This window comes from Thalassospira sp. GO-4, from assembly GCF_023588965.1.
GTDB classification, from domain to species: Bacteria; Pseudomonadota; Alphaproteobacteria; order Rhodospirillales; family Thalassospiraceae; genus Thalassospira; species Thalassospira povalilytica.
In genome coordinates, this window is record NZ_CP097807.1 from 3,430,006 (window position 1) to 3,455,327 (window position 25,322).

Below are 25,322 nucleotides of genomic sequence, written 5' to 3' on the forward strand. Positions count from 1 at the left end.
GAAAATTATCAAACGGGAGAAATCTGATGGCTGCTGCCCCACGTCCGCGCCGCTCTGTGCTTTATATGCCGGGATCGAATGCCCGTGCACTGGAAAAAGGCAGGAGCCTTCCGGCCGATGGCCTTATTCTTGATCTTGAGGATGCGGTTGCCCCGGATGCCAAGGAAACCGCGCGTGACCAGATCGTCGCCGCCCTTGCCGAGGGTGGATATGGCAAACGTGAAATCCAGATCAGAACCAATGGCCTGAATACCCCGTGGGGCTATGCCGATATTGTTGCGGCGTCAAAGACGGCTGCCGATGCGATCCTGCTGCCCAAGGTCGAAAGTGCCGATACGGTCCGTCAGGTCGCCAATATCATGGAGGCCGAGGGGGCGCACGCCGGCATGAGCATCTGGTGCATGATGGAAACGCCGCTTGCGATGCTGAATGCCAAGGAAATAGCAGGTGCGCACCCGCGACTGGGGGGCTTTGTCATGGGGACGTCGGATCTGGCCAAGGATCTGAACTGTGCCCATACCCCGGACCGTTTGCCAATGATCACAAGTCTTGGCCTTTGCCTGTTGGCCGCGCGGGCCTATGGGTTGGCGATCCTTGATGGTGTGCATCTTGATCTGGGGGATGATGACGGGTTTGCGGCATCCTGCAAGCAGGGGCGCGAGCTTGGCTTTGATGGCAAGACGCTTATTCATCCCAAAACCATTGCGGCAGCCAATGCGGCCTTTGCCCCGGCCCAAAGCGAAATTGACTGGGCGCGGAAAATCATTGCCGCCCACCAAGAAGCCGCAGCCGCGGGCAAGGGGGTTGTCGTGGTGGATGGCAAGTTGATTGAAAACCTGCATGTGGTGTCGGCCAAGAAGCTGGTGGCGATGGCCGATCTGATTTCCGAAATGGATGCGAGCTGAAATCGGGCCGAAACGGTCCGCGTCCGATCCCCAAAACAGGCATGAAAAGGCCGGCCGGGATCATTGCGGACCGAAATTGCAGGAACTTTGCCATTCAGGGAGGCTAGAAATGTCAAAGACCAATCCGGGTAATTATTTTGAGGATTTCCAGATCGGACAGGAAATCCGCCACGCCACACCGCGCACGATTACCAGTGGCGATGTCGCCCTTTATACCGGGCTTTACGGGCCGCGCTTTGCGGTTCAGTCATCGGACGAATTTGCCCGTTCTATCGGGTTCCAGTCGGCCCCGGTCGATGATCTTTTGGCCTTTCACATGGTGTTTGGCAAAACCGTACCGGATGTGTCGCTTAATGCGGTGGCCAATCTTGGCTATGCGGGCGGGGTGTTCGGGGTGCCGGTTTATCCGGGTGATACGGTCAGTTCGGTCTCAACCGTGATCGGCTTGAAGGAAAATTCAAACGGCAAGACCGGTGTGGTTTATGTCAATTCCGTCGGACGCAATCAGCGCGGCGAGATGGTTCTCGATTACAATCGCTGGGTCATGGTGCGCAAGCGCGATGAAAATGCCCCGGCCCCTGAAACCGTTTTGCCCGAATTGCCCGGGATGGTCGCACCCGAGGCGTTTCAGATCCCTGTCGGTCTTGCGATGACATCCTATGAAACGCAGCTGGCCGGATCGCCGCATCGCTGGGATGACTATTATGTCGGCGAGAAGATCGATCATGTTGATGGCATGACGCTTGAAGAATCCGAACATCAGATTGCGACGCGACTCTATCAAAACACCGCCAAGGTCCATTTCGATCAGGTTGCGGCCAATGAAGGCCGGTTTGGCAAGCGTTTGATTTATGGCGGACATATCATTTCACTGGCGCGCGCACTTTCATTCAACGGGCTTGGCAATGCATTCCGGATTGCCGCGATCAATGCCGGGGCCCATGCCAACCCGGCCTTTGCCGGGGATACGGTATTTGCCTGGTCCGAGGTGCTTGGAAAATTCGAGCTGCCGGGCAGGCGGGATCTGGGGGCGTTGCGTCTGCGTCTTGTTGCGGTGCGCAACCGTCAGGCCAGTGATTTTCCGCTGCGTAGCGAGGATGGCAAATATCATCCCGATGTGTTGCTTGATTTCGATTACACGGTGCTGATGCCGCGGTGATCCTTGTGCAGGTCCCTGTTCCGACTGTGTGTTGGTCCGGGGCTGTGGTCGGCTTTCCTTAACCGTTCTTTTGTGATGTCGGGGGTAATTTGACGCGGTCTGGCGTTCTGATCTTGATCAGGCGTTATCGCATCCACATGTGTTTGCAATAAATTCGGCCTGAACCAGGGGCAGTTTCCTTGCGTAAGAAGGTCTAATTGTGCAATTGCTAAATCCACGTTACGTCGTATGCGCGTCAAATGGATGACCCTGTGTTGTTCATTGAACCCTTCCCGCGGGGGTGTTTACGGCGTCTGAGAGGTCAACCTACGTAGTTAAACGGAGGCAGTTGAGGCGTTTTTGTCCTGAATTCTTTGGATTTAGAAGGGGTTCAGATTGACTCAAACCCGCTGCATGGGTAAATAAACCCTGCTTTCCCGCCAGCTACTTTGAGAAGAGGCAATTCCGCTATGAGCAAAGCCAATCGGCCGCTGTCTCCGCACTTGCAGGTGTACCGGCTTCCGATGACGGCAAAGATGTCCATCTCCTTCCGCGCGATGGGTGTCGGCCTTGCCATTGGTTTCGTATTTTTGGCGTCCTGGCTGATTGGTGCCGGCGCTGGTCGTGACGCCTTTAACGGCTATCACGCATTTTTCACCTCGTGGTTTGGTCTGCTGCTGCTGTTCGGTTGGACGGCGGCGTTTTATTACCACGCTTGCAACGGTATCCGTCACCTGATCTGGGATACCGGTCGCGGCCTGACGAATGAGGGTGCTGCCAAAGGCAACCCGATCGTCCTTGGCGCGGCAGTTGTGCTGACCATTATCACCTGGATCATCGGTCTGGCCTAAGGCCGGGCAAGAGGGGACAAACTTGTCATGAAGATGCAATCCGATCTAGGCCGTGTCCGCGGTCTCGGTTCTGCCAAAAGTGGCTCTTCGCACTGGTGGACCCAGCGCGTTACGGCTGCTGCGAACCTTCCGCTCGGTATCTGGTTCATTCTTTCGATTCTTGCAGGGCACACGGCCGATTACGATGCCGTTCACGCCTGGTTGAGCTCGTACTTCCACTCGACCATGATGATCCTTCTGATCATCAGCGTTGCTGTGCATTTCACGCACGGCCTGCAGGTCGTGATCGAAGATTATGTGCATAACCGTAAAGCAGAAGTGATTTCGCTGATGCTGATCAAAGCTGTTGCGGCGTTCCTGTCGGTTGCAGCCATCGTATCAGTCCTGCGTATCGTTTTTGCCGGAGCCTGAGCCAATGACTGAATCATATAAAATTATCGACCATAACTACGACGTCGTTGTTATGGGTGCGGGCGGCGCTGGTCTTCGCGCGACGCTGGGCACGGTTGAAGCCGGCCTGAAAACCGCATGTATCACCAAGGTCTTCCCGACCCGTTCGCACACCGTTGCTGCCCAGGGCGGTATCGGTGCATCGCTTGGCAACATGTCCGAGGATCACTGGCAGTGGCATATGTATGACACCGTCAAGGGTTCCGACTGGCTTGGTGACCAGGACGCGATCGAATATATGTGCCGTAACGCCGTTCCGGCGGTTCATGAACTTGAACATTACGGCATGCCGTTCTCGCGGACCGAAGATGGCAAAATCTATCAGCGTCCGTTCGGTGGTCACACCCGCGACCACGGCAAGGCGCCGGTTGAACGTGCCTGTGCTGCGGCTGACCGTACCGGTCACGCCATGCTGCATACGCTTTATCAGCAGTGCCTGAAGCACAAAGCCGAATTCTTTGTCGAATATATCGCCCTTGATCTGATCATGGATGACGATGGTTCGTGCAAAGGTCTGGTTGCCTGGGATCTTGATACCGGCGAACTGCACCGTTTCAACGCCAAGATGGTCATTCTGGCATCTGGCGGTTATGGCCGTGCATTCTTCAGCTGCACCTCGGCCCATACCTGTACCGGTGACGGTCATGGCATGGTGGCCCGTGCGGGTCTTGGTCTTCAGGACATGGAATTCGTTCAGTTCCACCCGACCGGCATTTACGGTTCGGGCTGCCTGATCACCGAAGGTGCCCGTGGCGAAGGTGGTTACCTGACCAACTCCGAAGGCGAACGTTTCATGGAACGTTATGCGCCGACCGTTAAGGACCTTGCATCGCGTGACGTTGTGTCGCGTGGCATGGCACAGGAAATCCGTGATGGTCGCGGTGTTGGCGAACATGGCGAATATATCCACCTGCATCTTGAACATCTTGGTTCGGAAGTACTTTGGGAACGTCTGCCGGGTATTACCGAAACCGCAAAAATCTTTGCCGGTGTTGATGCGACCAAGGAGCCGATCCCGGTTCTTCCGACGGTCCATTACAACATGGGCGGTATTCCGACCAACTATAAGGGCGAAGTTCTGCGTCCGACCGCTGATGATCCGAACGCAATCGTTCCGGGCCTGATGGCGGCAGGTGAAGCAGCTTGCGTGTCGGTCCACGGTGCAAACCGTCTGGGCACCAACTCGTTGCTCGACCTTGTTGTGTTTGGCCGTGCATGTGGTCTTCATGCCGCCGAAGTGGTCGACAGCAAAGCATCGTTCAAGGAACTCAAAACCAACGATGGCGACGAAGCGATTGCACGTTTCGACCGTCTGCGCTGGGCAAAGGGTTCGCGTCCGACTGCGGATATCCGACTGGAAATGCAGCGCGTCATGCAGGGCAACTGCGGCGTGTTCCGGACCTCGGAAATCCTCAAGGAAGGCGTTGGCAAATTGGCCGAAACCGCAAAGACGCTTCCCGACGTCGGCGTTTCGGATCGCTCCCTCATCTGGAACTCGGACCTGGTCGAGACTCTCGAGCTTGAGAACCTCATGACCTGTGCCGCAGCAACCATGAATTCGGCAGAAGCGCGTCATGAATCGCGTGGTGCACATGCCCACGAAGATTATCCGAAGCGTGATGACGAAGTCTGGATGAAGCACACGATCGCCAAGGTCGACACCGAGAAGGGCTATGGCGTTGATCTGACCTATCGTCCGGTCAATACCTTCACCCTGACCGACGAAGTGTCGTATATCGAGCCGAAAGAGCGCGTCTATTAAGGCGCGGCAAGAGAGGATTTGAGAGATGGTAGAATTCAATCTTCCCGCCAATTCGGTCGTGAAAGAGGGCAAGTCGTTCTCTGCTCCGGCTGACGCGAAGAATGTCCGTTCGTTCAAGATCTATCGTTATGATCCCGATAGCGGCGATAACCCGCGTACGGATACCTACGATATCGATCTCGACAAATGTGGTCCGATGGTTCTGGACGCGCTGATCAAGATCAAGAACGAGATCGACGCGACCCTGACTTTCCGCCGTTCATGCCGCGAAGGCATTTGCGGTTCGTGCGCGATGAATATCGATGGCCGTAACACGCTTGCGTGCTTGAAGCCGATCGAAGACATCAAGGGCGAAGTAAAGATCTATCCGCTGCCGCATATGCCGGTGGTCAAGGATCTGGTGCCTGATCTGTCGCAGCCTTATGCACAGCTTGCTTCGATCGAGCCGTGGCTTAAAGCTGACAGCCCGACCCCGCCGGATGGCGAACGTCTTCAGTCGCGTGAAGAACGTGCGAAGCTTGATGGTCTTTGGGAATGCATTCTGTGCTTCTCCTGCTCTACCGCGTGCCCGTCCTACTGGTGGAACTCCGACCGTTACCTCGGCCCGGCTGTTCTGCTTCAGGCATATCGCTGGTTGGCAGACTCGCGTGACGAATATACCGGTGAACGTCTCGATGCACTCGAAGATCCGTTCCGCCTGTATCGTTGCCACACGATCATGAACTGCACCAACACCTGCCCGAAAGGCCTGAATCCGGCGCTTGCGATCACCGAAATCAAAAAGATGATCGCAGAACGCCGCGCCTAAGCCGCAGGCTGTGTTGCCCTGATATTGGCGTTTTACGCCAGCATGTTAAAGCCGCCGGAGATCACGGATCCCGGCGGCTTTTTCGTCTGTGATCAGGATGTTAACCCTGCAATTACGCAATTGGGTTATGATGCTTCCGGCTCTTTTGCTCGAACATGGGGAATGACCGTCTTGTTTATGCGCCGCCAGTTTGAATTTGCACCTTTGCGTTCCGTTATCGGGCTTGGAATGGTTTTGGCCGTTGCGGCCTGCGGGGATACCAGTCCGAACTGGGAACCGCAGGATATGTTTGCAGCCCCCACCGAGGCCAAGCTTGATGACCGTTACCGGGCGATGATCGATTTCAAGGCGATGGCGCGCGACGAGACGGGCAAGGAATATGCCGCCGGTCCGAAGGCCACCGTCATGGGCGCCGTCGAAGAGGCCGTTGCCATGTGCAGCCAGGCCAATGCACAAGGCTGCAAGGCGGTGCGGGTCGGGCTGACATGGGTGGATGGCCTTGATCAGGCTGCCATTGAAAGCGTGATCAAGTCCTATGGCGATACCATGACGGCCGAGGCCTATCAGGCGGCAGGCCAGGGCAATATGGGGGCGGCGAACTGGCTTGCCTATCACTATGCGGTGCGCGGCGAAAACCTTGATGAGGCGGAAAGACTTTCGAAACAGGCGCTTGCGGTGGCGCCCGATGATCCCGGGGCACTTGATACCTATGGGCTGATCCTGTATCGCCAGGGCCGCTATGCCGAGGCCGAGGAAGTTTTCATTCGGGTCAACAAGGCAATGCCGACCGCAGAACATATTGCCCATTTCGCCGACAATGCCCTGGCGATGGGGAAAACCGATATGGCGCGTGCCGCCTATCAGCGTGCATTGCAGGCCGGGGCGGGCCCGGTTCTGTCGCAAACCATTCAGAAACGCCTTCTGGCGCTTGATCTTAATAGCGGTGGCAATATCCAGCCCGCGCAATGACCCGGCATATCATCTTTGATTGCGACGGTGTCCTGATTGACAGCGAGATTCTGTCTTTTGCGGTCGATGAAAGGATGCTGCCCGAATATGGCATTAGCCTTGGGGCTGCAGAACTTGCACGCACATTCGGTGGTGTTGCCTATCGCGAGATGGTGGCCGAGCTGAATGCGCGATTTGGCACCGATATTGACCCGGCTGCCTATCAGCAACAGTGCGAGGCCGAACTGGCGCGCCTGTTTGCAACCGATCTGCGGGCCATTGCCGGGATGGCTGAGCTTCTTGGGTGCCTGACCGTACCTTTTGCCCTGGCTTCGGGGAGTGACTTGGCGCGGCTTGATCACTGTCTTTCGATAACCGGACTGTCCGAATTCTTTGAGGGACGTATTTTTTCAGCCCAACAAGTGGCACATGGCAAGCCCGCGCCGGATGTTTTCCTGCTTGCTGCGAAAACTTGCGGATGGGAGCCGGAAAGCTGCCTTGTGATCGAAGACAGCCCGTCCGGAGTGATCGCAGCCGGTGCGGCGGGGATGCGGTGTGTCGGATTTCTTGGCGGGGCGCATCGCAATGCCGGGGACGAAGGGATCCTGCGCGATGCCGGGGCGGAATATGTTGCAGGAAGCAGCGCGGATTTGCACTGCTACCTGCGTAAGTTGGGTCTGATCAGCCGGGATCGCGATGGTAGGGGTTAAGCCCAGTCCAGTGTGATGACTTCGCCATCGACCAGCGGCAGGTCAATTTCATTAAGGTTGTTGCCGGGACCCGAACGATCCACGATCAGAAAATCGCTGTCTTCTTCCAGCACCAGAAGCGGGTGATGCCAGATATTTTTGGCATAGGTCACCCCCTGTGTTCCGTCCGAAAGGAAGGCGCGCAGGTTTTCCGGGGCCGGATCATCTGTACCCGATGCCACGACGATCAGGAATTTCTGCCCCGACAGCGGCATGAAGGCCTGCGAGCCCAGTGGATGACGTTCCATCATCGTGATTTCAATCGGTTTTGGCCGCGGTGTGCCGCGAAAGATGCTGATGATCGGAGCCCCGCCTTCGTCGGCAACATCAACGCGCGAGATGTCGTGAAACCGGGTGGTGGTGCCCTGATTGATCTTGTAGCTGTCGCGCGCGGTGGCAATCGAAATGACTTCGCCAAACGGGGCGAAGGCATCTTGGGTCAGGTGTTCGACCGGAAGCTTCATACCTGCACAATCCTTTTGGTTGGTGGCGGTTTATCTGGTGGCCGGTTTGCCAAGGATGCGCAGACGGCTGATGCCGCCATCCGGGATCGAATTAACCCGCAAATGGGTGACCGGCCCATTGACGGTCAGGGCCGATGCGTCGAATTCATGGATGTGATCAGCCTGCATTTTGCTTTCGGGCAGGATGGTTGACCAGAACATGGACCGTGCGCGCAGCGACTTGTCCTTTTCGCCGTCCACATAGGCCCCCTGGATCGAAACGCGGTCCGGGTAGTTGCCCTTGAAGTGGCAGGTATCAACGATGATTTTTTCGATCTCGCCGGGGTGGCCAAGTTCGACGATCAGCCATTCATTACCCGGTTCGCGGCGACGACGGGTTTCCCAGCCATCCCCCATATTGACCCCGCGGCCCGGTGCCAGAATGGCGTTCGGGTTGCCGTAATGGGCATCGGACCAGCCAACAACCACGCCGCCATTGATCATGGCGGCAAGATCGACCTGTTCGCCCTTGGCGGCCATTTCCGTCCAGTCGCGGTTGGGGCGGCCATAGACACGCAGGCGCGCAACACCGCCATCGGGGTAAATATGCAGGCGAACGTGGGTATAGATGGCATCCGAGGTTACATCGGCATAGTGATGGGCACTGGCACCAAGGCCCATGGGGGCAACGATTTCATCCCATTTGGCATCATCGGCCGGATCGCCATTCGGGCAATAGCAGCCTTCAAGCGATGCGGCTGGCGGGAAGTTGCCGGTAAAGTGGCTGGTGTCGATATCAACACCGTAAATCCGCCCCGACGTCGCCAGGCGGACGACGCAGTAATCATGGCCTTCGACCCGTTTGCGGCGGCTTTCCCAGCCATCCATCCATTTGCCATGATCGTCATAGCGATCCGGATAGAACACGGCATCACCGGTTTGCAGCATCCGCTGTTTGTCGGCAAAGAAATCATCTGTCGCAAAAATGGCCTCTGCGCCAAGACGTTCATCGGCAAGGTTGACAAACTTCCGGGTAAATTCCGGTGCGTCGTGATTTTCCTGATGGCTCATGGTCATAAAATCCTGAAATGGTCGTTTATTATTCGGTGATCAATCCGGTTTGTCGGAAGTCCGGTTTACAGCGCTTCCAGCCGCAATTTCGCAATGCGATGGACCTGATTGATCGCCTCGTTAAATTCGGTTTCGACGTCGTTTTTCACCCGCCGTTCAAAGGCGGCAAGAATATCGGTGCGATGGAATCCCTTGACCGCAAAGATAAACGGAAAACCGAACTTCTGTTTGTAAAGGTCATTGAGTTCGGTAAAGCGGGCCAGTTCATCGGCGCTGCATTGATCAAGACCCGCCCCCATCTGTTCGTTCTGGGACGAGGTCGTCAGATCGGCAAGGGCCAGTTTCCCGGCAAGGTCGGGATGGGCGCGCAAAAGTGCCAGCTTGTCGGCATCAACCGCCCCGTTGACAATGGCCGCCATCGCATCGGCCAAGGCCGCCGGCGTGTTATGGGCATCGGTGATGCCGCGATCATAAAGTTGTTCGGCGATCCAGGGCGAATGTTCGTAAACCCCGCCATACAGCGAGACAAAGGCGCTTTTGGCCAATGTGCTGGGCGGGCGGGTTTCAAACAGGGATTTGGTGGATTCTGTCATGATATTGGTATTCCTGCGTCGGTCTCAGCCAGCGAACGGATGATGTTCGCGCCAGTGGCGGGCGATATCGATCCGGCGGGCAAACCAGACGTCATCGTGGCTTTGGACATAATCGACGAAACGTTTCAGCGCGGCAAAGCGGCCCGGACGCCCGACCAGTCGGCAATGCAGACCAAGTGACAGCATGCGCGGGGTATGTGCGCCTTCTTCGTAGAGGGTGTCGAAGCTGTCCTTGAGATACTGGAAATACTGTTCGCCGGAATTGAAACCCTGAAGGGCGGCAAAACGCATGTCGTTGGCATCAAGGGTATAGGGCACGATCAGATGCGGCTTTTCGGTCTGGGTGCTCCAGAACGGAAGTTCGTCACTATAGTCATCAGCGTCATAGAGGAAGCCGCCTTCCTCATTGACCAGGCGGCGGGTATTGGGGCTGGTGCGGCCGGTGTACCAGCCAAGCGGACGTTCGCCGGTGACGTCCTTGATGATATCAATCGCCTTGTGAAGATGTTCGCGTTCGATATCTTCGGGCACATACTGATAGTCAATCCAGCGATAGCCGTGCGAGCAAATCTCGTGTCCATCCTTCATCGCGACTTCGCCAACTTTTGGATGGCGGGCAAGGGCCATGGCGACGGCAAAGATGGTGATCGGGATCTGGCGTTCGCGAAACAGATTCAGGATGCGCCACACACCAACGCGCGAGCCGTATTCGTAAATCGACTCCATGCTCATATGACGCACACCTTCGCGCATGTCGGCACCGACGATTTCAGACAGGAACGCCTCGGACGCGCGGTCACCATGCAGGATGCAGTTTTCACCGCCTTCTTCGTAATTCAGGACAAACTGAACAGCCACGCGTGCGCCATTGGGCCAATTGGCCTTGGGCGGGTTTTCGCCATATCCGATCAAGTCGCGCGCATATGTCTGGTCGTTCATTTGGGCCTTCTCCTGAATTCTAATCGGTCCTGTGCCTAACGCCCGGCTTTGTTGTGGGGACCGTTTGGTGTAGCATCTTTGTGGTTACAATTAACCATAGGTCGCGGTGCAGCAAGGGATAAACCCGTGCCTGCCGGACCTGATAAGTGCCGCACTATCAAGACGGTTTTGATAATGTTCCTGGACGGAAGGTAAGTAGGGCCACGTTTTACGCGGTCTTCCAAGGCTTTTTGCCACGGTTGCATGTTATAGTGCCTTAAACTGATACATTCGTTTTTCAAAGAATTATTGATATAGTTTCACTTTATCCCCTCTTTCCCGAGGGCAGGCGGAATGCGACCCTTTTGAAGCGCTATAAAGTTCGACACAAAACCAAAGGGCCCGCCCCAAAAAGAATGTCGAACACGGGAGAAGCGACCGACCACAAAAGTAAGAATAAGAGAGAGGAGGCCCGGCATGGGACGACTGACTACCCATGTACTGGATACGGCAAAAGGCTGCCCGGCTGCTGGAATCCGCATTGAGCTGCACCGCTATGGCAATGGTCATGATGATCTGGTTGCCGAGGCCGTGACCAATGCCGATGGCCGCACCGATGCGCCGATGCTTGAAGGTGCCTCTTTCAAACCCGGTGAATATCAACTGGTGTTCCATGCCGGGGCGTATTTTGATGCGTGCGGGGAAAATCTTCCCGATCCCAAATTCCTTGATCAGGTTGTCATCCGGTTCGGTATTTCTGACGGGCAGGCGCATTATCATGTGCCGCTGTTGTTGTCGCCGTTCGGCTATTCCACCTATCGCGGAAGCTGAGGTTGATCATGGCGCACGCGACCGGTTCTTTCCGTTCTGATATCCATTTTCTTTTGGGCAATGAAGAACGCAGCCTGCGTGATGTTGATCCGCAGATGACGGTTCTTGAATATCTGCGTCTGTACGAACGCAAGTCCGGCACCAAGGAAGGCTGTGCCGAAGGCGATTGCGGTGCCTGTACCGTCGTTCTGGGGGAGCCGGACGGCAAGGGCGGCATGGCGTATCGCACGGTCAATGCCTGTATCCAGTTTGTGCCGACCCTTGATGGCAAGCAGCTTTTGACGGTCGAGCATCTTAAATCAAGTGACGGCACCCTTCATCCCGTACAGCAGGCGATGGTCGATACCCATGGATCGCAATGCGGGTTCTGCACGCCGGGCTTTGTCATGAGCCTTTATCAGCTGTGGCTTGATGGTGGCGAAGATGACCGCGGTGCGATCAATGATGCGCTGGCGGGGAACCTTTGCCGGTGCACAGGCTATGGCCCGATCATCGAGGCCGCCCGCAAGGCTGGCGGGGTTGCTGCCAACGACGCGGCTGAGCAAAAGCGTCGTTTGGATATTGCGGCCCGTCTGAGTGCGATGGTTGATGGTGCGGGTACGGTTGCGCTTGAACATCCGGCAGGGCGCTATTATGCGCCGCAAACATCTGATGAACTTGCCGCACTTCTGGTCCAGCATCCCGATGCCACGGTTCTGGCCGGCGGGACGGATGTCGGACTTTGGGTGACCAAGATGCTCAAACGTCTGGACCCGATTATTTATATTGGCGATGTCGCAGACCTGAAATCGGTCAGTGAAACCGAAGATGCCCTGATTATCGGGGCTGGTGTGACCTATAGCCGCGCCCATGATGCGCTTGGCCGGGTTGCTGCTGATGTCGGGGAATTGGTACGCCGGATCGGTTCGCGGCAAATTCGCAATGCCGGAACCGTGGGGGGCAATATCGCCAATGGCTCGCCAATTGGTGACACACCACCGGCCCTGATTGCGTTGGGGGCCAAGATTGTTTTGCGCATGGGCGATGTAAGACGCGAAGTCGCCCTTGAAGATTTCTTTGTGACCTATGGCAAACAGGACCGTCATCCGGGCGAGTTTGTGCAAAGCGTGATCGTGCCCAAACCGGCCAAAGGCGTGGTGTTCAAGGCCTACAAGATTTCCAAACGGTTTGATCAGGACATTACCGCGGTGCTTGGCGCCTTTGCGATCAAGGTCGTTGAGGGCAAGGTCGTGGAATTCCGTGCGGCGTTTGGGGGCATGGCCGGCACCCCGATGCGGGCAGCCAAATGCGAAGCGGCCATAATCGGCAAGGACTGGAATGAAGCCAGCCTGAATGCGGCCCAACTGGCACTGGCCAAGGATTTCGCACCAATGACCGATATGCGGGCATCGAAGGAATACCGCATGCTGGTGGCCCAGAACCTTTTGACCAAGCTGTTTATCGAAACCAACGCACCCGAAATTGCCACCCGCCTTGTCGGCAAGGAGGCAGCCCATGTCTGATCAGATCAGCCAAACCGAAACCGATGAAGTGATCGCCCCGACCGCCGGTCTTTCGGGTGGGGTGCGGTCCAGTTCCAAACATGATAGCGGCCCGAAACATGTGGCGGGCGAAGCGGTCTATATCGATGACATTATCGAACCTTATGGCACGCTTCATCTGGCCCCCGGCGCGGCAACGATTGCGCATGGCAAGATCAGGAAGATGGATCTGTCCAAGGTCCGGTCCGCCCCCGGTGTGGTTTGCGTTCTGACCGCGGATGATGTGCCCGGTGTGAATGACGTGTCACCCGCCCACACCCATGATGATCCGGTTTTGCCCGATGGTATCGTGCAGTTCTATGGGCAGCCGGTATTTTGCGTCGCAGCCGAAACCCGCGCACAGGCCCGCGCGGCCGCCAAGCTTGCGGAAATCGAATATGAAGAACTGCCAGCAGTTCTGTCGATCGAAGATGCACTGGAGAAGCAGCAATTCGTCGCCCCGCCACATGTGATGAAACAGGGCGATGCCAAATCGGCCCTGGCCAAGGCCAAAAATCGTCGTGCCGGGCGGATGGCAATTGGCGGGCAGGATCACTTTTACCTCGAAGGGCAGATCACCTTTGCCATCCCGCAGGAGGATGGTGATGTTCTGTTGCATTGTTCGACCCAGCATCCGTCCGAGGTCCAGCATAATATCGCCAATGTCCTTGGCCGTCCGGCCAATGCGGTGACGGTCGAGGTCCGCCGTATGGGCGGCGGTTTTGGCGGCAAGGAAACGCAGGCATCACAATGGGCGGCATTGGCGGCCATTGTGGCGGTGAAAACCGGACGTCCGGCCAAATTCCGTCTGGACCGTGATGATGACATGGTCATGACCGGCAAGCGCCATGACTTTATCGTTGATTATGACGTCGGCTTTGATGATGACGGGCGGATTTGCGGCCTTGATCTTCAATACGCGGCCAATTGCGGGTTTTCCGCCGATTTGTCTGCCGCGATTGCCGACCGCGCGATGTTCCATACCGACAATGCCTATTACCTTGGCGATGTCGAAATCAGATCATATCGCTGCAAAACCAACCTTGTGTCCAATACCGCATTCCGCGGGTTTGGCGGGCCGCAGGGGATGGTGGCAATCGAGCGCATCATTGATGAAATCGCCATGACCATAGGGCGCGATCCGATGGATGTGCGCATTGCCAACTATTACGGGACCAAGGATCGCAATACGACGCCATATCATATGGTGGTCGAAGACAATGTTCTGCCGGAACTGACCGACGATATCCTGAAAGCCAGTGACTATCGCAAGCGCCGCGCCGAGATCGAAGCATTCAATGCCGAAAGCCCGGTTCTGAAAAAGGGCCTGTCCCTGACGCCGGTGAAGTTCGGCATTTCCTTTACCACCACCTTCCTTAACCAGGCGGGCGCGCTGATCCATATTTATCAGGATGGATCAGTGCATCTGAACCATGGTGGCACGGAAATGGGGCAGGGGCTTTTCATCAAGGTGGCCCAGGTCGTTGCCGAAGAATTCCAGATCGATCTGGATCAGATCAAGATAACCGCAACCAATACCGGCAAGGTTCCCAATACATCGGCAACCGCCGCATCAAGCGGGGCGGATATGAACGGTATGGCTGCGCGTGATGCGGCGATGACGATCAAGAACCGCCTGATTGCCTTTGCGGCGGAAAAATACGGTGTTGCGGAAAGTGCCGTGCGCTTTGTGCCGGGCAAGATCATTGTAGGGGATGTGGCGGAGCTTGCCTTTGCCGATCTGATCAAGCAGGCGTATCTGGCGCGTGTGTCACTGTCGGCGACCGGCTATTACGCGACGCCGAAAATCCATTATGACCGCGAAACCGCGTCGGGTCGGCCGTTCTATTACTTTGCCTATGGCATGGCCTGTTCCGAAGTTCTGATTGATACCCTGACCGGTGAATACAAGGTGACGCGGGTCGATATCATTCATGATGTCGGGCGGTCGCTTAATCCGGCGATTGACCGTGGTCAGATCGAAGGCGGTTTCATTCAGGGCATGGGATGGCTGACTTCCGAGGAATTATGGTGGGATGACAAGGGCAACCTGCGGACCCATGCGCCATCGACCTATAAAATCCCGGCCTGTTCGGATCGTCCGGAAGATTTCCGGATGCAATTATGGTCGTCCGGACGAAACGTGGAAAAAACCATTCATCGGTCCAAGGCCGTTGGCGAGCCGCCCTTGATGCTGGCAATTTCGGTGCACCGTGCGATTGCCGATGCGGTGGCATCGGTTGCCGATCACAAGGTGGTGCCAAACCTTGATACCCCGGCAACGCCCGAGGCGGTTCTTTATGCGGTGGCCGATGTTGCCAAACGCATGATCGAACAGGCCGGGCAGCCGGTTTCGGTCGCAGGGGAATGAAACCATGACCCTGTCACTGCGTGATCATATCAGTGTTTTGTCCGGACCCGATCCGGTGGTGCTGGTGTCGGTGGCGGCGATCAAGGGATCGACCCCGCGCGAGGTCGGGGCATTCATGCTGATTACGTCTGGCAAAATAGCGGGCACGATTGGCGGCGGTAATCTTGAACATCAGGTGACCTTGCAGGTGCGCAGCGTGTTGGAAAACGGTGTTGCGAACATGCCCGTTGCCGGGATCAAACGCTTTCCGCTGGGGCCGGGTTTGGGCCAGTGTTGTGGCGGTTCTGTCGAAGTTGGTTTCCATCTGTTAAGCGATGGCGATCGTGCCGATCTGAGAACAGTATTGGCCGATATTGTTGCGTGCCCTGTTTCACAATCCGGACGCTGGGTGATGTTGCCGGTCGATGGCGGTCAGGGCCGCACCGAGTTGGTGGGGGCGGACACGACGAATGCCACGATGCTGGCATCCGGATTTGGCACAGCACGCGGCGGAATCATGGCAATCAATGGTCTGGATATGCTGTGTTTGCGCCTTGATGAAGCGCTGACACCGATGTGGATTTTCGGGGCCGGCCATGTTGGCAAGGCAATCGTACAGGCCATGGCACCCTTGCCGTTTGATGTGCATCTGGTCGATTCGCGTGATGCGTATCTTGATCTGCCAGAAAGCAAAAAACTTCATATCATTCAAAGTGATAGGCCAGAGCTGGAGGTGTCCGACATCCCGTCTGGTGCCCATGTTTTGATCCTGACCCATAACCATGCGCTGGATTTTGACATCTGTCGGGCGGCGATCATGCGCAATGACCTTGGTTTTGTCGGCATGATTGGCAGCCAAACCAAACGGGCACGTTTCATTCGACGGCTTTCAGATCGGGGGTTGGGGGCGGCTGAGATCAGCCGTTTGACATGCCCGATTGGGATTCAAGGCATTACCGGAAAACAGCCGGTGGTGATTGCGGCATCGGTTGCCGCGCAATTGTTGTCCGTGCGCGAAGCACAGATGGCACAAAATCAGACGACCAAAACCGCATCAGACGGGGTTGGCTGATTATAAAGCCTTCATTGAAGGACTTTTTAATGATAAAGGGCCGCGAAATGACGGCCCAGTCAGGTGATCTGGGGACCAGATCAGGGGTTTCGTAAAGGAGATTTTGGCTGTGTGTGACGCCAAAGGCCATATGCGCCACGCCGTGGATTTGTCGCGGCAAAAAATGGAAGAGGGATGCGGTGGTCCGTTCGGCGCAATCATTGTTCGCAATGGCGAAGTGATTGCAGAAGGGTGGAACAATGTGACCTCCAACAATGATCCGACTGCCCATGCAGAGGTCAGCGCCATTCGTGCGGCCTGTGCCAAGCTGGGGACTTTCAATCTGTCGGGTTGTGAAATTTATACCAGTTGCGAACCCTGCCCGATGTGTCTTTCGGCGATCTATTGGGCCCGTCTTGACAAGATCTATTATGCCAATGGCCGCGAGGATGCTGCTGCCATCGGTTTTGATGATCAGTTCCTGTATGATGAAGTGGCAAAGCCGATCCATGATCGTTCCTTGCCGATTGTCCATGTCGATTTGCCCGAAGCGCGCGAAGTATTTGCCGCGTGGGATGCCAAAACCGACAAGATCGAATATTGAGACCGTTTGATTGCAAACCGTTATGCGGTAAAACCGCCGGGGCCTTGTAAATCATATCGCTAAATAGGGGTGGCAACAGTGACGTCAATGACCGGTGATGCCGGGGCAGAAGCAATGAAGGGGAATGCACCTGCGCAGTTGGAAGTGCGCGGCGTGACCAAGGCCTTTCCGGGCTGTCTGGCCAATGACGATATCAGTTTCCGTATCGAGCCTGGCGAAATCCATGCGCTGCTCGGGGAAAACGGCGCAGGCAAAAGTACGCTTGTGAAGATCATTTATGGTGTGCTTCAGGCCGATCAGGGCGACCTGATCTGGGAAGGCAAACCGGTAACCATCCATAGCCCGCATGACGCGCGCGAAATGGGTGTTGGTCTGGTGTTCCAGCATTTCTCGCTGTTTGAAACCATGACGGTTCTGGAAAATATCGCGCTTGCCATGAATGATGTGCGCGATATGGCCGTCCTGCGCCAGAAAGTGATCGAAGTCGAAAAGACCTATGGCCTGCCGCTTGATCCGGATCGCCATGTCTATACGCTTTCGGTTGGCGAACGTCAGCGCATCGAGATCGTGCGGTGCCTGTTGCAGAACCCCAAGCTGCTTATTCTTGATGAGCCGACCTCGGTCCTGACACCACAAGAAGTCGAAAAGCTGTTTGAGACGCTCCGTCGTCTTGCCGATGAAGGCTGTGCGATCCTTTATATCAGCCACAAGCTGCACGAGGTCAAAGCGCTGTGTCAGCGCGCGACCGTCCTGCGCGGCGGCAAGGTGGTTGGCGGCTGTGACCCGCGCGAGGAAACCGCAAAATCCATGGCCGAAATGATGATCGGCCAGAAACTGACCGCGCCGGATCGGGGCAAGCAGCGTGAATTTGGCGATGTGCGCCTTGACGTTACCGACCTGTCGCTGATCAGTGACGAGCAGTTTGGCACCCACCTTAAGAACATCAATCTCAAGGTCCGCGGTGGCGAGATCATGGGCGTGGCCGGGGTTGCCGGGAACGGTCAGAACGAGCTGTTCCAGGCGCTTGCCGGCGAGACCGAGCATGAAGCTGCCCCCGACAGCATCAAGATTGATGGCAAATCGGTGGCCCATTTCGGCCCGCGTCGCCGTCGTCGTCTTGGGGCGGCCTTTGTGCCCGAAGAACGCAACGGCCATGGTGCCGTGCCCGATATGAGCCTGTCGGAAAACGGGTTCTTGACGGCGTTTCGACGCATGGCGCTCGCCGCGCGCGGTTTGATCCGCGAAGTCCCGACAAGGTCCTTTGCCGATAACATCATCAAGACATTTGATGTGCGCACGACCGGGGCGGGGGCCGAGGCCGGATCGCTTTCGGGCGGGAACCTTCAGAAATTCATCGTCGGGCGTGAAATCCTTCAGGATCCGGGTGTGCTGGTGATTTCGCAGCCGACCTGGGGTGTGGATGCCGGTGCCGCCAGTGCCATTCATCAGGCCTTGCTTGATCTTGCGGCCAAGGGCACGGCGGTTCTGGTGATTTCACAGGACCTGGACGAGATTTTTGCCATTTGTGATTCGGTTGTCGTGATGGCGGAAGGCAAAATGTCCAAACCGCGTCCGATGGCCGATGTCAGTATTGAAGAGATCGGTTTGTTGATGGGGGGCCTTCATGATCTTGAAGGCAACGCGACCCCGGCGAACGACATGGAAGAAACAGGAGGTCGCGTTGGTCAGGCTTGAACCCCGTCGCCAGCATTCCCAGGCGATGGTTTATCTGTCGCCGGTTCTGGCAATTTTCATGACGCTGGTGGTCGGCGGGATCATCTTTGCCTTTATGGGCAAGAACCCGTTTGATGCGCTTTACACCTTCTTCATTCTGCCGATCAATAACAGCTATGGCATTTCCGAGCTGTTTGTGAAGGCCACACCGCTTGTCATCATTGCGGTCGGTCTTGCCATGGGGTTCCGGGCCAATGTCTGGAATATCGGGGCCGAAGGCCAGCTGACCATGGGGGCGATTTTCGGCGGTGGTCTGGCGCTTTATTTCCATGACAGCGAAAGCGCACTTTTACTTCCGGCGATGTTTGTGCTGGGCGCGATTGGCGGGGCTTTCTGGGCATCGATCCCGGCCTTGCTGCGCACCAAATTCAATGCCAATGAAATTCTGACCAGTTTGATGCTGACCTATGTTGCAACACTGTTCTTGAGCTTCCTGGTGCATGGCCCGTGGCGTAACCCCGAAGGGTTCAACTTCCCGGAATCGCGTCCGTTCCCGGATGCCGGATTGCTGCCGATCATTTATGACGGCACGCGTGTGCACCTTGGCACGGCCATTGCCGTCTTTGTGGTGATTGCCGGTTGGTTGTTGTTGTCAAAATCCGTGATCGGTTTCCAGTTGCGTGTTGTCGGCAAGGCCCCGCAGGCCGCCCGCCATGTCGGTTTCCGTCAGAAACGCATGGTGTGGTTCACCCTGCTTCTGGGCGGTGCGCTTGCCGGTCTTGCCGGTCTGTTCGAAGTATCGGGTCCGATCGGCCAGTTGCAGCCGCAAATATCGCCCGGTTACGGCTTTACCGCGATTATTGTGGCCTTCCTTGGGCGGTTGCATCCGGTCGGCATTTTGTTTGGCGGTCTGATCATGGCGCTGACCTATCTGGGGGGCGAGCTTGCCCAGATCACGCTTGGTCTGCCCAATGCGGTAACGGGACTGTTTCAGGGGATCTTGCTGTTCTTCCTGCTGGCCTGTGACGTTCTGACCAAATATCGCATTCGTTTCGGTTCAATCGCGGCCAAAGGGAGAACCGCATAATGGAATGGCTTGTACCCTTTATCCTGACCGTGATTACCGCATCGACGCCGCTTTTGCTGGCGGCATCGGGCGAGCTGGTGACCGAGAAGTCCGGGGTTCTGAACCTTGGTGTCGAAGGCATGATGCTGGTCGGTGCGATTGCCGGATTTGCGGTGACCGCATCAAGTGGATCGGCCATTCTTGGCATTCTGGCCGCGGTTGTGGCAGGCGTTCTGATGTCGCTGATCTTTGCGTTTCTGACCCTGAGCCTGATGGCCAATCAGGTGGCGACAGGCTTGGCGCTGACCATTTTCGGGATCGGGTTTTCGGCCCTTGTCGGTTCGAAGTTTGTCGGCTTTGCGATTGATCCGCTGCCGGCCCTTTCGATCCCGGGCATCAGTGCCATTCCGGTGATTGGTCCGATTCTGTTCGGGCAGGATTTCCTGGTTTATCTTTCGATTGCCGTTGTGATCGGGGTTGGCTGGTTCCTGGCAAAATCGCGGGCGGGTCTTGTGCTTAAGGCAGTTGGGGATTCGCATCATTCAGCCCATGCCATCGGCTATTCCGTGATCAAGATCCGCTATCTTGCTACCATGTTTGGCGGGGCGATGGCCGGTCTTGGCGGGGCGTATCTTTCACTGTCCTATACGCCGATGTGGGCGGAAAACATGACTGCTGGTCGTGGCTGGATTGCACTGGCGCTGGTGGTGTTTGCGACCTGGCGTCCTGGCCGTTTGCTGGCAGGGGCATATATGTTCGGCCTGATTTCGGTCATGCAGCTTCATGCCCAAGGGGCCGGTATTCATGTGCCCAGCCAGTTCATGTCGATGCTGCCGTATCTGGCGACCGTGATTGTGCTGGTGATTATTTCCAGCGACCGTGCGAAAATCAGACTGAATGCGCCTGCCTGTATTGGTCAGGCGTTCCGACCGGCCCAATAAGGGCCGGTCTGCTTGCTGGACCGGAACGCGTCAAATGACGTTCCGGCCTGTCGGGAGGAAAAGCTCATACCGGACCAAAACTCACACAAGCTGATCGGGGGATCTGGCGAAAAGTGTGATCGGTTTGACTGAGTCTTGGTTTCGGTGTGAACGTGTCATTGATTGCTTAGTGGATTGTGTTTAAATCCTGATCTGCTGATTAACAGGGAGACCTAACGAATGAATGCAAGTTTCATGAAGCGCACGATTGCCGCTGTTGCAGCCGTTGGTGCGCTTGCAACCGGCATGGGTGCAGCCCAGGCTGAAGACGTCAAAGTCGGTTTTGTTTATGTTGGTCCGATTGGTGACCATGGCTGGTCCTATCGCCATGACATCGGTCGTCAGGCCATCGAAGCTGAACTCGGTGCAGAGACCAGCTATGTCGAAAGCGTTCCGGAAGGTGCGGACGCCGAACGTGTGATCCGTCAGATGGCCCAGACCGGCCACAACCTGATCTTCACCACCTCGTTCGGTTACATGAACCCGACCGAAAAAGTTGCCAAGCAGTTCCCGAACGTGAAGTTCGAACATGCGACCGGTTACAAGCGCGCCGACAACCTGTCGACCTATGCCGCACGTTTCTATGAAGGCCGTTATGTTGCTGGTGTGATCGCCGGTAAAATGACCAAGTCGAACATCGTTGGTTATGTCGGCTCCTTCCCGATTCCGGAAGTTGTTCGCGGCATCAACTCCTTCATGATGGGCGCATGGTCGGTCAACCCGGACGTCAAAGTGAAAATCGTCTGGGCAAACACCTGGTATGATCCGGGCAAGGAAGGCGATGCTGCCAAGGCGCTGATTGACCAGGGTGCAGACATCATGGTTCAGCACACCGACAGCCCGGCACCGCTTCAGGTTGCTGAAAACCGCGGCGTACTTGGTTTCGGTCAGGCTTCTGACATGATCAAGTTCGCACCGAAGGCACAGCTGACCGCGATTGTTGATAACTGGGACAGCTACTATGTCGCACGCGCCAAAGCCGTTGCTGATGGCACCTGGGAGTCGATGGACACCTGGGGCGGTATCAATACCGGCATGGTCGAACTGGCACCCTACACCAACATGCCTGACGATGTGAAAGCACTGGCAGAAGAAACTGCTGCCAAAATCGCATCGGGCGAATTCCACCCGTTCACCGGCCCGATCTATGACCAGGCTGGCGAGCTGCGTGTGAAAGAAGGCGAAGTTGCTGATGACGGCATGCTGCTTGGCATGGACTGGTACATCAAGGGCATCGATGCCGAACTGCCGAAATAAGTCAGATTTCCAGTCCATACGGATTGGCTAAATGACGAAGCCCCGTGCATTGATTTGCGCGGGGCTTTTTTTATCTGGTCTATGGCTTGGTGCGGGCGGGACGTACCGGTGTGTCATCGGATTTTTCATAAGCGACCATTTCGGTGTGCGGATGCATCAGCGCATAGAGTGCCGCGCGCAATCCCCGAAGCTTTACCTTGTGTTCGCGCGCCTTGCCTGCCCAGCGTTCGCGAAACAGGTCCATGTCATCACGGCGCGAAAAATAGATCACCATATCGACAAACGGTGCCGATTGGTCCGAGCGCGGCAGTTCGATGTTGCGAATTCCCATCGTCCACATGTCACTGCGCACATTCAGATCAAGCCAGTCCAGCACCGCCTGGGCAGAATGTTTTTCGTGTATCACCACGCGATATGGAAAATTTCGCAGGTCTTTCGTCATCTTGTTTTCCCTTGCGGGCCCGCGCCCGATGATCTGGGTGGTTCAGTACTTCTTGATATATAGTGTTTTTCCGTGTTTGACTAAAAAGATAGTTGAATATGGATAATGGCTTTATGTGGTCTGCGAAAGAACTGGACGAATATAACAAGTTCATTCCGCAATTGTACGAGGCAGCAATTTCGCCTGAACTGTGGTGTGAGAGGCTGGATTGTCTTGCCGGGATGTTGCAGACGCAAAATGCCATCATCATGCATATCGAGAACATTCGGCCCGAAATTTCCGAATATTCATTTCACGCCAACAGCTGGGTACCGGGCGAAGCAATTGCCGAATATCTCAGCCTTGGTCTGAACCAGAATGACGGGTCAGCCTATTTCCATCAGCAGGACCTTTATGATTTTTCCGTCGGTGACGAAGTCCGCCACAGCAATGGCGACACGACACCGTCACGGTTTTATCCCTGGCTTGAAAAAACCACCGGCTGCAATCAGGCGGCGGGGATGTGTGTTTCCAAGGATGCGGCGGGTTACGATATCCTGACGGTCCATTACCGCGATGACGGGCTGTTCGAACCGACCGCGGCATCGGACAAATTGCGGTTTATCGGTCCCCATCTGACCAAGGTTCTGGAAATGAACCGGCCGGTTCATCTGTTGCGTCACCGGTATGGGGCGTTTCTTGATGTGCTTGACCGGTTGCGGATCGGGGTTGCGATCCTTAATGCCAATGGTGAAATCGTCATCATCAACGAAGAATTTACCCGCATTCTTGACAGCAAGGATGCATTGACCGTCGGGGCGGGACAAAAATTGACCGCCCGTGATGATCAGGATGCCCGGCGTCTTTCCCAGGCGGTGCAAAAGCTTGGCCGTATGGCGTTTATTGAAAAGTCATCGGAAAACCTGCGTCTGAACAGCCGGATCAATGAAAGCAGTGCCTATCTGCTTGATCTTGCGCCGTTGCGCGAAAAGCACGGAACTTTTGGCGGGCAGTTTACCGGGGTGCTGGCAACGGTCGTCGATCCGTTCTGGTACACCGATATCAATACCGACCTTTTGAACCGGCATTTTGCCCTGACCCGGACCGAAACCGACGTTTTTGACGCGGTGTTGCGCGGGCTTAGCAACAGCGAAATCGCCGATCATCTGGGCAAGGGGCCGGAAACCGTCAAATCCCAACTTGCCAGTGTCTATCGCAAGACCGGGGTCAAGGACCGCCTGGAACTGGTGCGTCTGGCCGTTCAAATGATCATCCCGCTTCGCGAAGACCAGATCATTTCAGGGTAACCGGCCTTTGATGTCAGGCGGGTGGGGGCCTGATTTCCGGTCAAACCGGAAACCAGACCCGAATGGCGCCCATTTGCAGACAAGACCCCATTCACATTTCGTTGCGTCGATCAGCCGGCCTTTTGACCAAGATCGATTTCGCGCTGGTCAACAAGACCGCGCTTTTTGTGCACCTTGGTGTATTTGACCGGCCATTTGTGGCTTTGCGAATAGAACCAGGTCCGGGTGTTCGAGCCGTCCTTGCAGACAACCTCATAGGTCGGAATGGTGCCGGTGCCGATGGTGACCATCGCGGTGCCGATCACGCTGCAATCGCGCTTAAAGGACCAGGAAACCGCCCCGTCAGTGCCTTCGCCGGCATAGGAGACGGTATTGCCGACCTTAAGCGGCCAGATTTCACCGGTCTGCGTTAAGGTCTGTGTCCCGGTCGACCCATCGCAATTTTCCCATTTGACGTCCGGCGACAGGAAACCTTCGCCGTCATAGCTGCAACCAGCGCCCGGGCCTTCGGTTACCTCAAAGCTGTAAACACCATCCCCCTTGGCGGTGACGGTCGCAATTTCATGGTCGCCATTGCGGTAATAGGCATAGCGGTCACCAACGGCCAGTTCCGGCTTGGGAAGCGACAGCAGATTGACATTGGTGTTGCGGACGACATTGTCCGTGGTCTGGCATGCTGCCAAACCGGCAAGCAGCGCGCATGAAACGACGAGCTTCTTCATCTGGTTCTCCTGATATGCTGAACCCGGCAGTCATTGATGAAAGTTTGTAGGGGCCGGGATGCTTGTCAGGGGATTGAAGGTCAATTTCAGGGGGCGCGCATCCCCCGGTCGGGGGATCAGCAAAAACACCCGATGACCAGATTGGAAATATTGCAAATTTTACAAATATTTCGCCCCGAAATGCGGGGGTAAAAAGGTCGGTGCGATTAGAAGAATTCTAAAAATTATCATTGTAAATCAGCTATGAAGCATATGAAAAATTTACATTTTTCCTTCGCCGAACTATGGTTACGTGATAATCGAAATGTCAAACTTGCCTGCATGTCATAATTGTAGGGCGGGATCAGAAAAGACGGGGTATCAAGGTGAGCGAAAAGCGTCCGGGCGTCCAGCCATCCGGCAAGGAACGCCATTTCAAGCCAGAAGAGCTGATTGTTAGCAAGACCGACCTTAAGGGTCATATTACCTATGCTAACGAAGTGTTTTTGCGTTTGTCGGATTACACCGAGAAGGAAGTTCTTGGTAAACCGCATTCCCTGATCCGTCATCCGGACATGCCGCGCTGTGTTTTCAAGCTGCTGTGGGATCAGATCAGTTCGGGCAAGGAGATCTTTGCCTATGTGCTGAACATGGGAAAGAAGGGCGACCATTACTGGGTTTATGCCCATGTGACGCCGACCTTTGACGCCCAGCACAAGGTGATCGGATATCATTCGAACCGGCGTGTCGCAGATCCCGAAATTCTGAAAAACAAGATCATTCCGCTTTATGCGGAGCTTCGTAAAATCGAAGAAAGTACAAGCAACCGGAAGGACGGCATGAATGCCGCATCTGATGCGCTTGCCAAAAAATTGTCAGATGCCGGCATGGCATATGACCAGTTCATCCAAAGTCTCTAGGGTC

Annotated in this window: 25 protein-coding genes; 19 read left to right on the top strand and 6 right to left on the bottom strand. The window is 55.9% G+C overall.

The window, feature by feature from the left end; all coding sequences use genetic code 11:
* Positions 1–26: 26 nt before the first annotated feature.
* The 8 genes from M9H61_RS15840 (at position 27) to M9H61_RS15875 (ending at position 7,572) form a co-directional block, all read left to right on the top strand.
* Positions 27–905 carry a CoA ester lyase gene (locus M9H61_RS15840; RefSeq protein WP_250281595.1) on the top strand — a complete coding sequence of 293 codons (879 nt, stop codon included), beginning with the start codon at positions 27–29 and terminating at the stop codon, positions 903–905.
* 109 nt (positions 906–1,014) lie between these two features.
* Complete coding sequence (locus tag M9H61_RS15845) at positions 1,015–2,064, top strand: MaoC family dehydratase (protein WP_114112744.1); 1,050 nt, start codon at positions 1,015–1,017, stop codon at positions 2,062–2,064.
* Positions 2,065–2,513: 449 nt separating this feature from the next.
* The gene (gene sdhC, locus M9H61_RS15850) at positions 2,514–2,894 is read left to right on the top strand and encodes a succinate dehydrogenase, cytochrome b556 subunit (RefSeq protein ID WP_101245254.1); all 381 of its coding nucleotides are present in this window, start codon (positions 2,514–2,516) and stop codon (positions 2,892–2,894) included.
* Between the two features lie 27 nt (positions 2,895–2,921).
* A complete protein-coding gene (sdhD, locus tag M9H61_RS15855; RefSeq protein ID WP_101245255.1) occupies positions 2,922–3,305 on the top strand; it encodes a succinate dehydrogenase, hydrophobic membrane anchor protein in 384 nt (127 codons plus the stop codon).
* A 4-nt stretch (positions 3,306–3,309) separates the two neighbouring features.
* On the top strand, positions 3,310–5,106 hold the full coding sequence (gene sdhA, locus M9H61_RS15860; RefSeq protein WP_101245256.1) for a succinate dehydrogenase flavoprotein subunit: 1,797 nt from the start codon (positions 3,310–3,312) through the stop codon (positions 5,104–5,106).
* A 25-nt stretch (positions 5,107–5,131) separates the two neighbouring features.
* Positions 5,132–5,914: a succinate dehydrogenase iron-sulfur subunit gene (locus tag M9H61_RS15865; protein ID WP_101245257.1), complete on the top strand. Its 783-nt coding sequence runs from the start codon at positions 5,132–5,134 to the stop codon at positions 5,912–5,914.
* A 162-nt stretch (positions 5,915–6,076) separates the two neighbouring features.
* The gene (locus tag M9H61_RS15870) at positions 6,077–6,883 is read left to right on the top strand and encodes a M48 family metallopeptidase (protein ID WP_228194685.1); all 807 of its coding nucleotides are present in this window, start codon (positions 6,077–6,079) and stop codon (positions 6,881–6,883) included.
* Positions 6,880–7,572, top strand: coding sequence for an HAD family phosphatase (locus M9H61_RS15875; RefSeq protein WP_250281597.1), 693 nt, complete (start codon positions 6,880–6,882; stop codon positions 7,570–7,572). Before M9H61_RS15870 ends, M9H61_RS15875 begins: the two co-directional genes overlap by 4 nt.
* On the opposite strand, the gene M9H61_RS15880 is transcribed toward M9H61_RS15875, so the two are convergent.
* The 4 genes from M9H61_RS15880 to puuE form a co-directional block, all read right to left on the bottom strand.
* Complete coding sequence (locus tag M9H61_RS15880; RefSeq protein ID WP_114112747.1) at positions 7,569–8,075, bottom strand: ureidoglycolate lyase; 507 nt, start codon at positions 8,073–8,075, stop codon at positions 7,569–7,571. The genes M9H61_RS15875 and M9H61_RS15880 overlap by 4 nt on opposite strands.
* 30 nt (positions 8,076–8,105) lie before the next feature.
* Complete coding sequence (gene alc, locus M9H61_RS15885) at positions 8,106–9,125, bottom strand: allantoicase (RefSeq protein ID WP_114112748.1); 1,020 nt, start codon at positions 9,123–9,125, stop codon at positions 8,106–8,108.
* 65 nt (positions 9,126–9,190) lie between these two features.
* On the bottom strand, positions 9,191–9,718 hold the full coding sequence (gene uraD / locus M9H61_RS15890) for a 2-oxo-4-hydroxy-4-carboxy-5-ureidoimidazoline decarboxylase (RefSeq protein WP_250281599.1): 528 nt from the start codon (positions 9,716–9,718) through the stop codon (positions 9,191–9,193).
* A gap of 24 nt (positions 9,719–9,742) precedes the next feature.
* Positions 9,743–10,657, bottom strand: a complete 915-nt coding sequence (gene puuE, locus M9H61_RS15895; RefSeq protein ID WP_101245262.1) for an allantoinase PuuE — start codon at positions 10,655–10,657, stop codon at positions 9,743–9,745.
* 456 nt (positions 10,658–11,113) lie between these two features.
* Here puuE and uraH point away from each other — a divergent pair, with 456 nt between their 5' ends.
* The 9 genes from uraH (at position 11,114) to M9H61_RS15940 (ending at position 21,969) form a co-directional block, all read left to right on the top strand.
* Positions 11,114–11,467, top strand: coding sequence for a hydroxyisourate hydrolase (uraH, locus tag M9H61_RS15900; RefSeq protein ID WP_101245263.1), 354 nt, complete (start codon positions 11,114–11,116; stop codon positions 11,465–11,467).
* 8 nt (positions 11,468–11,475) lie between these two features.
* Positions 11,476–12,969, top strand: coding sequence for a xanthine dehydrogenase small subunit (xdhA, locus tag M9H61_RS15905; RefSeq protein ID WP_250281601.1), 1,494 nt, complete (start codon positions 11,476–11,478; stop codon positions 12,967–12,969).
* Positions 12,962–15,358 carry a xanthine dehydrogenase molybdopterin binding subunit gene (gene xdhB / locus M9H61_RS15910; protein WP_250281602.1) on the top strand — a complete coding sequence of 799 codons (2,397 nt, stop codon included), beginning with the start codon at positions 12,962–12,964 and terminating at the stop codon, positions 15,356–15,358. The genes xdhA and xdhB overlap by 8 nt, the downstream gene beginning before the upstream one ends.
* Before the next feature lie 4 nt (positions 15,359–15,362).
* Positions 15,363–16,409, top strand: coding sequence for a xanthine dehydrogenase accessory protein XdhC (xdhC, locus tag M9H61_RS15915; protein ID WP_250281604.1), 1,047 nt, complete (start codon positions 15,363–15,365; stop codon positions 16,407–16,409).
* Positions 16,410–16,518: 109 nt separating this feature from the next.
* The gene (locus tag M9H61_RS15920) at positions 16,519–16,992 is read left to right on the top strand and encodes a nucleoside deaminase (RefSeq protein ID WP_220153943.1); all 474 of its coding nucleotides are present in this window, start codon (positions 16,519–16,521) and stop codon (positions 16,990–16,992) included.
* 87 nt (positions 16,993–17,079) lie between these two features.
* Positions 17,080–18,687 carry an ABC transporter ATP-binding protein gene (locus M9H61_RS15925; RefSeq protein WP_250285070.1) on the top strand — a complete coding sequence of 536 codons (1,608 nt, stop codon included), beginning with the start codon at positions 17,080–17,082 and terminating at the stop codon, positions 18,685–18,687.
* Positions 18,674–19,753, top strand: coding sequence for an ABC transporter permease (locus tag M9H61_RS15930; RefSeq protein ID WP_101245267.1), 1,080 nt, complete (start codon positions 18,674–18,676; stop codon positions 19,751–19,753). The genes M9H61_RS15925 and M9H61_RS15930 overlap by 14 nt, the downstream gene beginning before the upstream one ends.
* On the top strand, positions 19,753–20,673 hold the full coding sequence (locus M9H61_RS15935; RefSeq protein WP_101245268.1) for an ABC transporter permease: 921 nt from the start codon (positions 19,753–19,755) through the stop codon (positions 20,671–20,673). Before M9H61_RS15930 ends, M9H61_RS15935 begins: the two co-directional genes overlap by 1 nt.
* A gap of 234 nt (positions 20,674–20,907) precedes the next feature.
* Positions 20,908–21,969 (top strand): BMP family ABC transporter substrate-binding protein, encoded by a 1,062-nt coding sequence (locus M9H61_RS15940; RefSeq protein ID WP_101245851.1) that lies wholly within the window; start codon positions 20,908–20,910, stop codon positions 21,967–21,969.
* A 79-nt stretch (positions 21,970–22,048) separates the two neighbouring features.
* Here the strand turns inward: M9H61_RS15940 and M9H61_RS15945 are convergent, their stop codons facing one another.
* Positions 22,049–22,411 (bottom strand): hypothetical protein, encoded by a 363-nt coding sequence (locus tag M9H61_RS15945; protein WP_250281605.1) that lies wholly within the window; start codon positions 22,409–22,411, stop codon positions 22,049–22,051.
* A 113-nt stretch (positions 22,412–22,524) separates the two neighbouring features.
* Here M9H61_RS15945 and M9H61_RS15950 point away from each other — a divergent pair, with 113 nt between their 5' ends.
* Positions 22,525–23,697, top strand: coding sequence for a helix-turn-helix transcriptional regulator (locus M9H61_RS15950; protein WP_206926682.1), 1,173 nt, complete (start codon positions 22,525–22,527; stop codon positions 23,695–23,697).
* A 110-nt stretch (positions 23,698–23,807) separates the two neighbouring features.
* Here M9H61_RS15950 and M9H61_RS15955 read toward each other — a convergent pair whose 3' ends face one another.
* Entirely contained in the window at positions 23,808–24,419 is a 612-nt protein-coding gene (locus M9H61_RS15955; RefSeq protein WP_250281607.1) for a hypothetical protein, read from the bottom strand.
* A 365-nt stretch (positions 24,420–24,784) separates the two neighbouring features.
* Here M9H61_RS15955 and M9H61_RS15960 point away from each other — a divergent pair, with 365 nt between their 5' ends.
* Positions 24,785–25,318, top strand: coding sequence for a PAS domain-containing protein (locus M9H61_RS15960; RefSeq protein ID WP_250281609.1), 534 nt, complete (start codon positions 24,785–24,787; stop codon positions 25,316–25,318).
* Positions 25,319–25,322: the final 4 nt, after the last annotated feature.